Source organism: Tardiphaga sp., assembly GCF_041424195.1.
GTDB lineage: Bacteria > Pseudomonadota > Alphaproteobacteria > Rhizobiales > Xanthobacteraceae > Tardiphaga.
In genome coordinates this window covers 76032-91073 of the sequence record NZ_JBGMOE010000032.1, presented here as the reverse complement: position 1 = coordinate 91073, position 15042 = coordinate 76032, and the positions used below count along the sequence as shown (strand labels likewise).

The window sequence follows — 15042 nt, the reverse complement described above, 5'->3', positions numbered from 1 at the left end:
GCTTCACACTTTTCGGCATCATGCGTTTACCCATCCAGCCCCGTGTCTTTCAGGCCATCGTTCAGCTTGCGCAGTCGCTCGGCATCGGTGCCGACCGCCTCCCGTGCATCTGCCAGCGCGCTCTTTGCCTTGTCGCGCTCACCGAGCACCATATAGGCGCGCACCAGCCGCAACCATCCCTCGACGTCGCTGCCATCCTGCTTCAGCCGCGTCGCAAGCCGGTCGACCATGCCCTGGATCATCGCATTGCGGTCGCCTGCATTCATGCCCTGTACCGACGCGATCGTGTCTTCCGACAGCGCCGGCAGGTTCGGGCCTGGTTTCGGAACGCTGCCGCCGACACGCGCCAGGGCCGCCGTGACCACCGGGCGCCACGGCGCATCCGCAGGTCCCTTTGCCAGCATGTCGCGCCAGATCGCTGCTGCGTCGCTGCCACGCCCGTCCTGCTCGGCCGCGAGGCCCAGGAAGTAGCGTGCCTTGACCTCACCGGCATCGAGCGCGACGGCGCGTTCGAATTCGGTCTTGGCATCCGCGGTGATCACGCCATTGGCCGCCATCGCCATGGCCTCGCCGAGATCGGCGCGGCGCGCGGCCGTATCGCCGGCATAGGTGATCGCGTTGCGGAACGCCCGCACCGCATCGTCGGTACGGCCGATCTTCGCCAGCACCGGCGCAAGCACGGTCCAGCCACGGCCGTCGGTGGGGTTCTTCTCGAGATGCTGCTCGACCTGAGCGACAAGATTGTCCAGCGGCTGGGTGGGACTGGGCGACTGGTTGCGCGCGGCGAGCGGAAAGTCCGGCATGGCAGGCGAACCGAGCGGCAGATAGAAGCCGACGGCCAGCAGCGGCAGGCCGATCAACGCCACCAGCGACACGGCGCGGCGAAACCCGGGACTGCTGCCCACGGGCGCCGCGCCCTCGGCATCGACCGCGGCCAGCAGACGACGGCTGATCTCGATACGCGCCGCCTCGGCCTCGGTCGGCCCGATCAGCCCTGCGGCGGTGTCACGGGTGATTTCGGCGAGTTGATCCCGGTAGACGCTGGCCTCGGTGCCACCGGCATTGGAGCGGGTCCGGCCAAGCGGCCACAGCACGGCGAAAATCGCCGCGGCGGTCATCAAGGCGAACACAAACCATAAGGCCATCAATGGGTTCCGGCGCAATCTTTGAGTCGATCCAAACGACGTCTTTGCCGGGTTACACCATGGCCACCGACGCCGCGCAATTGACTTTTATGCCATCGCGACGTCCGGCCGCTTGTTCTGGATCAAGAACTTGACCCGCAACGTTTTCGGGGAAACGGACGCCGGTTCGCGCGAAGAAAACGTCAAGGCAAAACGGCCTTAGCCGGCCCGCTTCGGCTTGCGCTCCACCACGACCATGGCCTGCTCGGCGGCGCGGCTCATCAGCGAGGCATATTCCTGGCCGAACAGGACCTGGCAAAAACGGATCGCCGCCTTCGCCTGCATCTGCCGGTAGTTGCGCACGCGGGGCTCGCCGGCGCGGAGCGACTGCACCAGCGACTCCGTGGACTTCTCGACATATTGCTGCAGGTCGGAATAGGTCCGCAGCGTCACCTCGTTGATGGCGAGTTCGCTGGCATAGGTCCGGCACACCGCGACGAAATTGATCAGCGCCACGGTCTCCTCGACCTCGGCGAAATCGATCGTCGCCGTCGCGGCAATATCCTTGTCCGGGCGCTGGCGCAGCAGGCGCCGCACCCTGCCCGGCACGCTCTCGATCTCCGACTGCAGCGTCGAGGAAATCTCCACCCGGATCGCCGCCATCTGGCGCCCCCAGGTGGAGTCGTTGCGCATGTCGAGTTCGGTGCGCAGACCGCGCACGCCGTCATGGACGACCTTGAGATGTTCGGGGACGCTGTCGAACTTGCCGCGCCTGATATCGGAGCGCAGTTCGGCCGCCACGCGATTGAGATCGGACAGCGCCATGGTCACGGCGACGCCATAGGGCGTGGCGGCGACGCGGATCTCGTCGTCGGAGGCAGCGATCTTTACTGCAAGACGAATGATCTGCCACGGCGCCGCCAGCCGCTGCATCACCAGCGACAGCGCGAATGGCAGCACTTGCGGCGTGGTCAGCGTCGGCACGTTCAGCGCGCTGTTGACCGAGGCGATCTGGGAGTCGCCGAAGCTGCGGAGCACGCTCGGCAGCTTGCCGGCAAAGCCGTCGAGCGGTTCGCGCGCCTTCAGCACCGCGCCGATGGACGGCAGGTCCTCGACGGCATGGGTCGGGCCGATGCGGGCCGCCCCGCGATTGCCCGACGTGACGGCGGCAATGGCAGCTGCTGCCGCCTGCTGGAATTTCCTGACGGCGCGCTCGATGTCCGAAGCGCCCGGCTCGGGCGACGCGGCGACGACCGCCTCGAACTCGCGCACGGCATCTGCGGCGTCGCGCTCCAGCCACTGCCAGATCGGCAGCAGGGACGCGCGCCGGATCTGACCGGGGCGGACATTGCCGACGCCCTCGACCAGGAACGGCTCGAGCGACTTGAACACCAGTCGGCTGGGATCCTCGACCCGCGGGCGCACGACATTCTCGTGGCCACGCACCACGCCACGCAGCAGTTCGAGCACGAAATTGGCGACCTTGACGTCCTCGCCGCGCTCGATTGCGCGCTCATATTCGCGCATCAGCAGCATCTGCGACTGCCCAGGCAGTTGCGCAAGATACTCCCGCAAGCGATCGATCGACGTTTTGTTCATGCAGCCTGAGAATTCTGTGCTTTCCGGTCGCCCTACAACCGAAAACCGCCACCGGTTTTTGTAGCAGGCGCCCCGTTAAGAAGGCGTTGAGGAACCGGGATCAGGCCGCCGCCCATGTGCCTTCAGGACTGCGGCAGGCAGTGCCGCGGGCGGTCTTGAGGTCGCCATTCACCGTGATCGTGTGGGAAAAGCCCCGGCACTCCCGGCCCTTCTGGTTGTAGGCCGGTCCGGCGACGATGTTGCCATAGCGCCCCGACGTGGTGTTGCGCCACGGCACCGGGGCGCCGGGCGCGCCGCGGTCAAGGGCGGTTATCTGGGCTTCATAGGCCAGCCGGCGATCCTCATCGTTGAGCTGGGCTCCGAGCTTGGCGCCGATCAGACCGCCAAAGGCGGCATTGGTCACCGCCGTCGCCGCGTTCTCCTCGGACAGGCCAACGGCCGACTTGGTGCTGGTATAGGCCCGGGCGATCGTATCGGTGCCGAGGCTCAGGCCGCCATCCGACGTGGTCAGGTCACAACCACCCAGCGCCAGCGCAACAGCGACAACACAAAAGGCGTTGAACTTGAACATGGACTTCGGGCCTCGAACGCAAACCGGGACACAGGAAACGTCAAAGACGTTACGAACGGGATAATTCGGGCGAGATCGGGGCGCAAGACGGGCGGGTTTCGGACCCTGCTCGATCTCGTCGGAAACGGGTGGGCTTGCATAGGCTGGGGAGGCCAGTCGCGAGTCCATCGATAAAACCGGGCTGCCGGCGCCACTCCGCCGATCAAACAGGTTCCGTCACATAACAGGGGTAGCTTTTCTGCTTCTCCTTGACGGAAGCGATATCAAGCTCGATGACCACGAACGGCTTTTCCGGAGACGTCATGTCGATCAATTCTCCGGTAGGCGCGCACGCAAAACCTTTGCCGCCAAATATCGGCCCACTCGATCCTTGCCCAACGCGGTTCGAGCTTACGACATAACAGCCTGAAACAATCGAGGCCATCGCGCCTGCTGTGCGAAAAACATCCACGGTTCTACCCGTGGCTCTCGGTACAACGATCAACTCGGCGCCTTGTTGACGGTAATGGCGAGCATGTTCGTTGAACATCACTTCCGTACATAGCAGCACTCCTACGCATACACCGCAAACTACGACCGGCTCGAACTCGCGCGATTGGGTCGCGTACCAATTCGACTCATACCAGCCCAATTCCGCTGGAAAATATTGCTTTGTGTGGAGATGTCTTACTTCTCCACCTTCAAGACAGAAGGCTTCATTTGCAAGCCGCGCCCCCTCCCAAACAGGTCGGGAAGAAATGACCGCCGGGATATTTAGCCTTTCGAGTGCCGCTAAGCCTGCCCGATGACACTCAATGCTATATTCCGCCAGTTTCGGATCGAAATCCGGGGTTGACGCAATCCAGGGACCGAAAGGCAACTCATTCGTTACCAATATATCGACTGCCCTATTGGAAAGATCGTCTGCCAAACCAAGCCATTGCTCGCTATCGGCAATCAAGTTTTCTGGCCATTCAACAAACCCTACCCGCATTGCCATCCTCATGATTTCGCTTCGGCGTTATATGAGACGCGTGTCGATAGCGAGAGCAAAGGATCCAGCCTATGCGACGCCGTCGAGCCTCTTTGCGTAGGCCGCCAAGCCATCGCGCAGTGCCTCCTGCAATTTCGGCACGCGTGCGCGGATCGCCTCATTGGCGATCCCGACAGCTTCCGCCTCCATCGCCTTCTCGCGCGACAGGTGATCATGCTGGAACAGCCATGTCGCCACCGCTGACCAGTCATACAGCGAGGTCTTCGAGGTCACGCGTGCAACCGGTGGCGGAAAATTGCCGACACGATTGCCGCTGGCATAGTGGGTGATCGCCGCGCGCGACAGCCCGGTTCGCAAGGCAATATCTGAAAGGCTCACCAGCGGATCGGGCTCGACGCGATCGACCTGCGCGCCCGCCTTCATGACATTCTCGAGCGCCGAGCAGATGGCCGCATCTATCGATGTCGCTTGGCGGGCAAAATCAGCAATGATGTGGCCTTTCTGGAACGAAATTGTCGCATCGTCGCAACCCGCATCGAAAAAGCGATCAGCGAAATCCTCCGCGTCCGGATCGAGACCGGATGCAATGATGCTGAACTCAAATTCTGTCATCACTGTCCTCCTGTTCTCGGTGCGGGCAACGATCGATCTCGCGTCTCAGCTGGCGCGCATGGTTCTGCGGATTTCGGGGTGTCGACCAGACGAATACCGCACACCCTTCGCGATCATGATGCGCGCACAAGAGCTTCGCCCAGGCATGCCCTTTGACCTTCACCCATGACCAGCCATTTTGCTCGGCATAAGCAACCGCAGCTTCGATCTCCTTGTTCGGATGCAAAGGCCGCCTAGCCATCCTCACACCCAATACCTATTCTTCTGTTAACGGATGTCAACACCCTTTGGTTTCTCCCAAACCCAGCGGCCTGATACCGCACCTACCGGAAGCAACACCATAACATTAAACTACAGGTTGCATACGGGCACAGGCACTTCCAGGCAGCGACGGGCAAGTCCTCACACGCCCGGCAACACCAGCTCTGCCCGCAGCCCGCCGATCGGCGCCTTGCCGAGTGTCAGGCTGCCGCCATAGAGCGCGGCCAGATCGACGACGATGGACAGGCCGAGGCCGGAGCCCGGCTTGGTTTCGTCGAGGCGTTGGCCGCGGCGGGCAACCTGGGCGCGTTCGGTGTCCGACAACCCGCGCCCGTCGTCGTCGACGACGAGCCGCAGCTTCGACGCCGGGTCGGTGCCGCCAGTGCGCTCGACCGTGACGCTGATGGTGACCTGCGTCTCCGCCCATTTGCAGGCGTTGTCGACGAGATTGCCGGCCATCTCCTCGAGGTCCTGCTTCTCACCGCGGAATTTCGCTGATGCGTCCGCGTCCAGATCGATGCTGATGCCGCGGTTGCGATGGATCTTCTCCATCGTCCGGCACAATGCTTCCAACGTCGGCGCGACCTCGGTGACGGTGCCGACGATGGTGACGCGCGCCGCAATCCGCGCACGCTCCAGATGATGCGTCACCTGATCGCGCATCACGTCGGCCTGCTCCAGCACCTTGGTCGCGAACGGATCGACGCCCCTGCTGTTCGCCTCGTTGACGATCACCGACAGCGGCGTCTTGATGGCATGGGCGAGATTGCCGACATGGGTGCGTGCGCGCTCGACAATGGCGCGGTTGGCATCGAGCAGCGCATTCATCTCGCGCGCCAAGGGTGATATCTCGACAGGGAATGTGCCTTCGAGCCGTTCGGCGCGGCCGGACCGGATATCGGCGATGGCATCGGACATGCGTTTCAGCGGCGCGAGGCCGAAGCGGACCTGAAAGATCGTGGTGAGGACGAGAACGATGGAGAGAGCGGCAAAGGTGCCGCCGAGATAATAGTCGAAGCTGCGCGTTTCCTCGAAGATTTCGCTGGCATCGCCGGCGACGCTGACGCGGAATTTACCGTCGGCGCCGAGATCGACGGGACGCTCCACCATGCGCAGCCGCTGGTCTTCCGGCCCATCGACATAGCCCTGGCGGATGCCGGACGCCGTGAGTTCGATGCCCTGGTCCTCGAGCTTCGGCAGCTTCTTGTCCCATAGCGAGCGCGACCCGCGGGTCTCGGTCTTCTCGGACTCGATCGGCGCTATTTCCCAGTACCAGCCGGACAGCGGCAATTCGAACAAAGGCTCGCCGAGCGACGGCGTCTCGTGATCCGGCGCGTCCGGCGGATTGGCGACTTCGGCCACCAGGGTACGGAGATAGAGATTGAGGCGGCGATCGAAGGCGCGCTCGGTGGCGCTGCGATAGACCGAAGACAAGATGATGCCGGTGATCAACAGGATCACCACCACCCAGGCCGTCGCCGACAGGAACAGCCGCGTTGCAAGCGAGCTGTTGCGCATCAGGGCATGATCCCGAAAAGTGCGCTGCGGTTTTCGGACAAGATCATGCCAAAACGATCCTGACCGCGCTCACTGCTGCGGCGGCGTGAGCAGATAGCCGAGACCGCGCACGGTCTGGATGATATCGACGTCGAGCTTCTTGCGGATACGGCCGACGAACACCTCGATGGTGTTGCTGTCGCGATCGAAATCCTGGTCGTAGAGATGCTCGACCAGTTCGGTGCGCGAGATCACCCGGCCGGTATGGTGCATCAGATAGGACAGCAGCCGGTATTCGTGTGATGTCATCTTGATCGGATTGCCGGAGACGCTGACGCGCCCGGTGCGGGTATCCAGCGACACAGGTCCGCAAGTGAGTTCGGACTGGGCGTGGCCGGTGGAGCGGCGCAGCAGCGCGCGGATGCGGGCCAGCACCTCTTCGAGATGGAACGGCTTGGCGACGTAATCGTCAGCGCCGGCATCGAAGCCCTGCACCTTGTCGCTCCAGCGGTCGCGCGCCGTGAGGATCAGCACCGGCATGATGCGGTTGTTGCGGCGCCAGGCTTCCAGCACCGAAATGCCGTCCATCTTCGGCAGGCCGATATCCAGCACCACGGCGTCATAGGGCTCGCTGTCGCCGAGGAAGTGCCCCTCCTCGCCATCGAAGGCGCGATCGACGACATAGCCGGCATCGGTCAGCGCCGTGGTGAGCTGACGGTTGAGATCTGGATCATCTTCGACAACGAGCAGGCGCAACTGACTTCTCCGCGTTCATAACCTCGAATTGATGCCCGGGCGCGTGAACGCTTCATGAATGGCGGCAGCCGCCAACCTTACTTTTTCTTCACACCGTCTTTGGCCAGAACCGCCTTGACCAGCTTCTCGACCATGCCGGGCGAATCCTGCCCGGTGAGTGCACTGACCTTTTCGCGGGTACGGCCGCTGATATAGACGCCTAGCACGCCGAAACGGAACCCCCAATAGGTCACCAGCAGCGCGGTGGCGTTGACCAGCGCATTGATGGTCTGGACATCGCCGGTCCAGAATTCGTGCATCAGCACACACCACAACGCGGCGCATTCTACCGTCAGTTCCAGCGCGTAAGCCGGCCGCCACCAGCGCTGCAGCGGATCGTCACTGGCGATCTCGGCACGGATGGTCGCCTGGGTTTCGCTGATCGCGGCGCGCTGGGTCTCCGCCTCGGCGCGGATCATGTCAGCCCATTGCGCCTCGGCCTCTGCGAGCTTGCCCGGATCGGCCGCAGGGAGCGCCGCCTGCACCGCCGCCGGCGTCGATGTTACCGAGCCCACCGCCCTGGCGAGAATTTCACCGGCGACGCCGCCGAGCGGACCGCCCAATGCGGTCCCCAGCATCGGCGCGCCCAATCCAATTACCTGTTTGGCAAGGTCACCCCAGTCCATGGTCATGTCCTCCGGAAAGCCGCGACAACAGCGGCGATGAAAGCGGAAAGATTGGTGCGCTTGCCCGTCGGCAGTTCGGGGGCCAGCGGCGGCGATGCGATCACGGGCGGTAGCCCGACCGGCGGCACGGTCGCCGGCACATCGCGTAGCGCAGCCTTCCATCTGGCGAGCCACGCCTTGCGCCCGGCGAGACCGACCGTGCCGCCGTTGAGCCGCCGGGTGACGCCGACAACATCGTCGTCTCCGGCAAAAGGCAGGCAGCCGCAATTGATGAAATCCGAGACGGCGCAGGTCAGGAAATAGCGGGGATCGATCAGGTATTCGGGATGCGTGACCACATCGATGCCAGTGGCCTTCTTCACACGCTCATAGCCTTCGCGACCCGTGGTTTGCGATCCGCCGCGGCCGCGGAAATTCCAGCCGTCGTCGGAGCCGACGGCATTGCCCATGCGGCCGTTATAGACCTTGTTGGCGAGCGCCCGCGGATTGCCGGCATAAGGCTGTGCACTGGCCATGGTCGGAAACCGCGACGGCCACACCTGCATCATCCGACCGGCGCTGTAGTTCATGTTCTCGACGACGTCGCGCCCTGCGCCGCATTCGTGTGATATCTGCGCCATCACATGCGCGGCGAGCAAAGGCGTCGTGATGCCGTAGCGCTGAAACACGGCCTCGGACGATTGCGCCATACCCGACAGTAATCCGGGCACGCGGCTGTCACCCTGCGGCCAGAGGCGCCGCAAGGTTCTTTCATCTAGCTTCATGATGATGATCCTGTGGGAGAGCGAGATCGCCGCCTTCGCGCAATCAGGCGATGCGATGGCCGTAGAAGCCGTTCTGGGCTGCGGCGATATAGCCGTCATTGATCTCCATCGCGGCCCAGACGGAAATGGCATCGCCCGCCGCAAGCTTGAGCAGTGTGTGACAACTCAGCGTCGTCCTGTTGCTGACAACCGCGGAGGACGTCTGCACACGCGTGTCGTCGAGCAATTCAACGCCGTTCTTGTACATCGCCGCCGTGACGCCGGCGGGTAATGCAGCATTGGCCTTGAACATCACGCGGAATCCGAGCGCATAGACGCCCGCCACCGGCGCGACGAACTGGCTGTTCGCGGCGTCGAAGACGCTCTGGTCGTTATGCGCCGCATTGTTGAATTGCACTTTGGTGAAGGTGTTCGCCGCGCAATATTTGTCGAAGTTCAGATAAGCGAGAAACTTCGGCGACTGTTCGAAACTGACCTGCCCGCTGGTCTTGTCGATCGACAGGGATGTGCGATAGCTGACGCCATCGGCGGAAACCTTGACGGCAAGGTTGTCGTTCCCCAGCAGCCCGATGAGCGCGCGCGGAGAATAGTCGGACTCCAGGATGATGCCGGCATCCCTCGCCAGGGCGGATTTGTTGAGCGTCAGACGCATGTCGCCGCTCCCCGGCGTGACGTCGTCATGCGACAGCAGCACCGCATCCGACTTGACGCTGAAGCGGTTCGTGCTGTCAGCCGACGTGTTGACGCCGAAACGCGGCAGTTGGTCGAGCATGCGCCATCGGGTGCCGTCGAACACCAGCATGCGCTCGTCGGCGATCGACCACACGCACCAGCCGGTCTTCGGCCCCAGAAATACCCATTCGCCGTCCTGCCAACAGGCGACGGCCTGCGCATGACCGGCCCAGACATCCGACGGGCTCGCGGCAATCACATGGCGCTGGCCCTCGAACGGATCGACCGGAGGTGTCGTGCGCGTCATGTCGAGCACGGCGATCTGGATCGTCGCATCCAGTATCCGCAGCGCCTCGTTATGAGTGACGTGTTTCTGCGCCTGCCCGCCATCGATGAAGGGCAGCTTGAGATTTGGCGTGTCGGTCATGTCGGCCTCAGAGTATCAGTGTCAGTTCAGTGGAATGTCCGGCCCCCACCGTGCCGGAGAGCTGCGCGACGCGCAGGTGCAGGCTCGGCTGTGGCGCGCCGAAATCGGCGGCCTCGTCGGCCACCGCATAGAGTGCCTGCGCTGTGGCGCAGGCGATGCTGCGGACGACCGACGCGCCGGCAAGGATCTCGAGTCGATACGCCTCGCGGTCTTCGCCGAGGGGCACTTCGGCATTCCAGCCGTCGCCGTCGAAGCGGGTCCGTCTGATCCATGAGATGTGGATCCCATCGGGCTTGCGCGCGGCTTTCACATGCACCGGCGCCAGCGGCAGCAGCGCGCTGCGATCGGGCGTCAGTGTCAGCGCGACGGCCGAGGCATCGTCATGGCTGCGGCCGTTGCCGACGACGCGCAGCGAGAGCGGTCGTTCGAGTGCGTCGAGGCCCCGTGCGATCGGCACCAGGCTTCTGCCCAGCATCACGAACGGCGCGCCGGCCGGCAGCAGCGATGCCATCGCGGATTCCGAGCCCGCCTGCCCGCGCAGCAGCCGCGACAGACGATAGGTGTTGGCCTCGACCAGTTCGGCATTGGCAAACTGGATGATCTCCCAATTGCCATCCGGATTTCGTACCGCTGCGGAATTGCCACCGCCGAGCACCCGCGCATCGGAGAGCGACGCCAGCGCGCCGCCATGAAGCCGCACGCGACATGTGTTGGCATTGTCCCACCGTGCGGTCGGCCCCGCCGGCAGCGCATCCAGCGTCTCACCGATGACAGCAGGCATTGCCGCCACGGCGGCCACCTGGAAACTCGCGCCGTCCTTCGATTGCCACACCGCCACCGAGCCCGGCCACGGATTGGCGAAGACAGCGAGCCGCGTCAGCACGTCGGCATTGCCACTGTCGATCACCGGGAGGTCCAGCGCGATCGCCTGCACCGGCCCGAGCGCCGCCGGCACCGGCGGCAGCTTGATCTGCGGCGCCAGCAACGGCACGGCAAACACGTCGGGGTCGATGCTGCGCGCCGTCACCTGCCGCGCTTGCGTATCGACGAGACCGCTGATCTCGAACAGCCGCCGTCGCTCGTTCAACGTCAGTGCGATCACATCGCCGGGCCCCAGCGCCAGCGCGTTCATGCCGAGGGCGAATTCCGCCCGCTCCCGTCCCGCCCAGAGATCCTGCAGCCAGACTTCGGCGCGCTGCGTCGCCGCCGTATCGCTGGTGATGACGGCGAGATCCGCATGCAGCATGCGGCTGGCACCGCCGGTGAGTTTGCGCGATGTGACCGCCGAGCGGCGATAATCCGTTAGCGCATCGCTGAAGCCGATGCTGACCTGACGGGGCAATTCGGTCTCCTGCGCGCGCACGAGGCGCGCCAGCCCGCCGTCATCGGTTGCCACCAGATCGTCTTCGGTGAATTCCGCCACCGGCAGCCCGCCGCGCGGGATGAAACGAAGCGTGCCATCCGCAGCCGTGGCGTCGAAAGCATAGGCCAACGACAGCGGCTCGATCATCGCCCGCGGCGCCATCGGCCGGTCCACGACATAGCCATCGCAGCCGCCCGAAAGGGCCGAGGCATCGATCCCCGTCACCCCCGCATCCGTCGCAAGCCTGTCCACCAATGCATCCAGCGGCGCGCCGCCGAGCCGGCCGTTCAGCCAGTGGCCGGTATGCCAGTTGGCGCCATCGCCCCAGATGTCATCGGCCGCCGGAAACACTGGATAAGGCCGCGCGTCCCAGGTCCAGACATGAATGGCCGATACATCGATCATCCGCCCGCCATATGCAGGCGACAGCGGATTCCCGGCATCGCTTGCGCCGAAGGCCGGATCGAACACGGAGATGAGCGCTTCAAGATGGCGCCGCTGCATCAGGTCGTCACGCGCGCCGCTGGAGAAATACGGCGCAAAGTTCTCCGACGATTTCGGATCGGGAAACACGCTGGGCTGGTTGGCGCCCTTGTCGACGGCCGGACAGCCGACCTCGGTCAGCCAGATCGGCTTGCTGCACGGGATCCATGCGGTCGGATTGCCCAATTCCGCATGGCCGACGCGCTCGTGATGTGCATTGCCCCACCAGTTCCAGAGATCCTTGACGCGATGGACCCACGGCTTGCCGAGACCGTCGGTGATGGCGACACGCGCCTGCGCGTCGCGCATCCGCATTCGGATAGTACCAGTCATAGGCCTCGCCGCCGGAAACATTGCCGCGCAGATAGGCACGATCATGGATCGTGTCGGCGAGATCGCGGTCGAGATGACCGGCTTCATCGCGCCAGTCTGCGAGCGGTGCATAGTAGTCGATCCCGACCGCATCGATGGCGGCCGATGCCCAGAGCGGATCGAGCGGAAACCTGATCTCCGAGGCATCCGCGCTGACCACATGCGCGCCGTATTCGGTCCAGTCCGCACCATAGGTCACGACGGTGCTGCCGCCGACGATCGCCTTCACGTCAGTTGCAAGCGCCGCCAGTTGCGAGACTGCGGGATAGACGCCGGGCGCCGAGCGCACACGGGTCAGCCCGGGGAGTTCCGATCCGATGATGAAACCATCGACACCGCCTGCCAGTGACACAAGCTGCGCATAATGCAGGACCATCCGGCGATAGTTCCAGACGCCGCCGGCAAAGAAATGATCGAGCTGCGCACCCGCGGCGGCGGTGCCATCGGGCGAGCCGGGCTGTCCGGGCGCAGGATGGCAGGTGATACGCCCGCGCCAGGGATAGGCCGGTTGCGAACCCGCCCCGCTCCACGGATCGGGCAAGCCGTTACCGGACGGCACGTCCATGATGACGAACGGATAGAAGGTGACCTTGAGCCCGCGCGCCTTCAGCTCGCCGATCAGATGCGTCACGCTGTCGTCGGACGGCGTCCCGCCGAATGCCGCGCGTCCGTCGATTTGCGACACTACATAGGCGGAGGGGCGCGTGACGCCAGCGACGGACCAGGACAGCGGGCTGGTGGTCTTGGCGGGATTGTCGATGCCCGGCCGCACCACGCAGTATTCGGCGCGCAGGTCCGACCCGAACCACGCCACCACCACGGCCACCCGTTGCAGGTTCGGGCACAGCCCCTGCAGATCGTCCAGCGCCGCCACCACATCGGATCGCGCCGAGCCGTGATGGCGGTTCTCCGGTGCGGATTGTCCGGGACCGAGCAGCTGCACCACCGTGGACGGTTCATAGCCGAATTCGGTGGTGCCGGGGATCAGCGTCACCGCGCGCACCATCCGTTCGAGCAGACCGATCGGCCGGATGATCTCGAAGGACAGTTGCGGAATCCGGTTGCCGAAATTCGCCAGCGGCAGCCGCTCGAACACGACATAGGCCAGCCCGCGATAGGCCGGCGCGTTGCCCGCGGCTTCCTTCGCGACGATCAACCCGTCCGGCATCTGATCTTCGGTGCCGCGATAGACGCGAAAATTGATACCATCGAGATCGAGTGGCTTGCCGTCGGCCCAGATGCGCCCGACGCGGCCGATCACGCCCTCACACAGCCCCACTGCGAAATTCGCGAAGTAGCTGCAGGTCGTGGTCGTGGCGGTCGGCCCGCCACCGAGGCCCTTGCCACCATCCGTCGGCACCGTCTCCGACGTTGCGACTTCCTCCAGCGGTGTCGCCCAGATCACCTGCCCGCTCAGCCGCGCACGGCCATAGACGCGCGGGATCGGCGCGCCTTCGGTGGAGGCCATCACATCGAGATCGGCGAGCTGCGGACCGCTCCTTGTCTGATCGCCGGCGCCGAACAGCGCGTTGTCGATCGCGCCGCCGAGCGCCGCGCCGGCAAGCTGCCCCGCGATCGCGCCGATGGGACCGAACATGCCGCCGATGGCGCCGCCGGCCGTGGAGAGGACGAGTTGCGACATCAGCTCACTCCGGGAAAGCGGAACGCATGGGCCAGACACCGCGCACGCGGGTCATCTGCTGGAAATTCTCGCGTCTGTTTATGGGAGCGCCGACACGCGCAGTTCACCCGTCAGGGGATTTCTGCACGCAAGCGAAGCCCGGATATCAATTCCGGGCTCGCGAGACAGGCGCGATAGAGCTGCGCGATCTCTCGTTGCTCTCGGCTGTGCGGACGGGGAGCAGTTCGCAATCAATCTCCGCAGGGCCCGGCTGGCGAAGCTGCCGCCTCAGCTCTGGAGCTCAACATCGCGGGTCGGCCGCGCATGCTGGAGGGCAAGCCCCATGGCCAATACACTTCGCACGACGTTCACGGATAAGTCCGGCCTGGCGGGACGCTCATCCGGATCGAATGCGATTCCCAAAACGGCATTGCTGTCCCCGGCAGCCTGTACAGGCCAGAAGTCAAAGCGCGAGGCGATGTCCGGGTAGACGCCGCCGCGTACGGTGCTCCCGGTCGCGAGGGATGCACGCGCCGCCTCCAGTTCAGGCTCCTGCAGTTCTGCGTCACCGGTTTTCTCAAGAAGAATGACTCTGTCACCGGACATGAGCATCACCACCACAGGCGCGTGAAACAGCGCGGCAAGAGCCCGGCATGTGAGCGAGACGATCGCTTTCACGCTGTCGGCTGCAGCGACGTCACGGCTGTAGCCTTGCAAGACGATCGCCTGCCGATTCAACCGGGATACCTCGGCCGCCCTCTGGTGAGAGGTGAAGGCAACGCCGCTCACGACAAGTCCAACGACGAACAGAAGTCCAATCGCCCAGATATTGGCCGGGTCATCGACGCTGAGACTGTAGCGAGGTTCCGTGAGAAAGAAATTGAAGGCGAGAGCACCGAGTACTGCGGACAGGAACGATGGGCCCAGACCGAAGCTCAGTCCCGCGATGATGACGGGAATGACAAATATCAGCGAGAGGTTGGGTATCGCCACCTTGCTATCAATACCAACCGCCGCCGCTGTCGCGAGGGCGGTCATGGCGAATGAAGCGAGATATCGCAACATCCCTGATGCTGCCGGGCCGAGAACAGGAGTCGCATCGGCCGCTGCGTCGATGTCCGCTGCTTCGATGACCGCTGGTGCGATGTCCTGGCGCATATTCGCTTCAATACCGGCCATCGGTTCATCTCCCGTTTGGTGTTCGATACGCCTCGCCGCACAATGGAAGCAGTCAGATCGAAATCCCGGCCCGATCAAGCCGGTATGTCGGCGCGATCTCCCT

The 15042-nt window shown here is 64.2% G+C and carries 11 protein-coding genes and 1 pseudogene; all 12 read right to left on the bottom strand.

Annotation, left to right across the window (positions count from 1 at the left end):
• Positions 1-26: 26 nt before the first annotated feature.
• Positions 27-1145: a c-type cytochrome biogenesis protein CcmI gene (gene ccmI, locus ACEK02_RS04255; protein ID WP_371420549.1), complete on the bottom strand. Its 1119-nt coding sequence runs from the start codon at positions 1143-1145 to the stop codon at positions 27-29.
• Between the two features lie 198 nt (positions 1146-1343).
• Positions 1344-2723, bottom strand: a complete 1380-nt coding sequence (locus ACEK02_RS04250) for a hypothetical protein (protein ID WP_371420548.1) — start codon at positions 2721-2723, stop codon at positions 1344-1346.
• Between the two features lie 100 nt (positions 2724-2823).
• Positions 2824-3294 carry an RT0821/Lpp0805 family surface protein gene (locus ACEK02_RS04245; protein ID WP_371420547.1) on the bottom strand — a complete coding sequence of 157 codons (471 nt, stop codon included), beginning with the start codon at positions 3292-3294 and terminating at the stop codon, positions 2824-2826.
• 202 nt (positions 3295-3496) lie between these two features.
• Positions 3497-4279 (bottom strand): carbon-nitrogen hydrolase family protein, encoded by a 783-nt coding sequence (locus ACEK02_RS04240; RefSeq protein WP_371420546.1) that lies wholly within the window; start codon positions 4277-4279, stop codon positions 3497-3499.
• Positions 4280-4336: 57 nt separating this feature from the next.
• Positions 4337-4879, bottom strand: a complete 543-nt coding sequence (locus ACEK02_RS04235; protein ID WP_371420545.1) for a helix-turn-helix transcriptional regulator — start codon at positions 4877-4879, stop codon at positions 4337-4339.
• Between the two features lie 402 nt (positions 4880-5281).
• Positions 5282-6658, bottom strand: a complete 1377-nt coding sequence (locus ACEK02_RS04230) for a sensor histidine kinase (protein WP_371420544.1) — start codon at positions 6656-6658, stop codon at positions 5282-5284.
• 69 nt (positions 6659-6727) lie between these two features.
• Entirely contained in the window at positions 6728-7393 is a 666-nt protein-coding gene (locus ACEK02_RS04225; protein WP_371420543.1) for a response regulator transcription factor, read from the bottom strand.
• A 77-nt stretch (positions 7394-7470) separates the two neighbouring features.
• Positions 7471-8058: a 3TM-type holin gene (locus ACEK02_RS04220; RefSeq protein WP_371420542.1), complete on the bottom strand. Its 588-nt coding sequence runs from the start codon at positions 8056-8058 to the stop codon at positions 7471-7473.
• 2 nt (positions 8059-8060) lie between these two features.
• Positions 8061-8822, bottom strand: a complete 762-nt coding sequence (locus ACEK02_RS04215; protein ID WP_371420541.1) for a glycoside hydrolase family 19 protein — start codon at positions 8820-8822, stop codon at positions 8061-8063.
• Between the two features lie 43 nt (positions 8823-8865).
• Positions 8866-9921, bottom strand: coding sequence for a DUF2793 domain-containing protein (locus tag ACEK02_RS04210; protein WP_371420540.1), 1056 nt, complete (start codon positions 9919-9921; stop codon positions 8866-8868).
• Positions 9922-9928: 7 nt separating this feature from the next.
• A pseudogene (locus ACEK02_RS04205) lies at positions 9929-13781 on the bottom strand (glycoside hydrolase/phage tail family protein).
• A 267-nt stretch (positions 13782-14048) separates the two neighbouring features.
• A complete protein-coding gene (locus ACEK02_RS04200) occupies positions 14049-14939 on the bottom strand; it encodes a DUF4118 domain-containing protein (RefSeq protein WP_371420539.1) in 891 nt (296 codons plus the stop codon).
• Between the last annotated feature and the right edge of the window lie 103 nt (positions 14940-15042).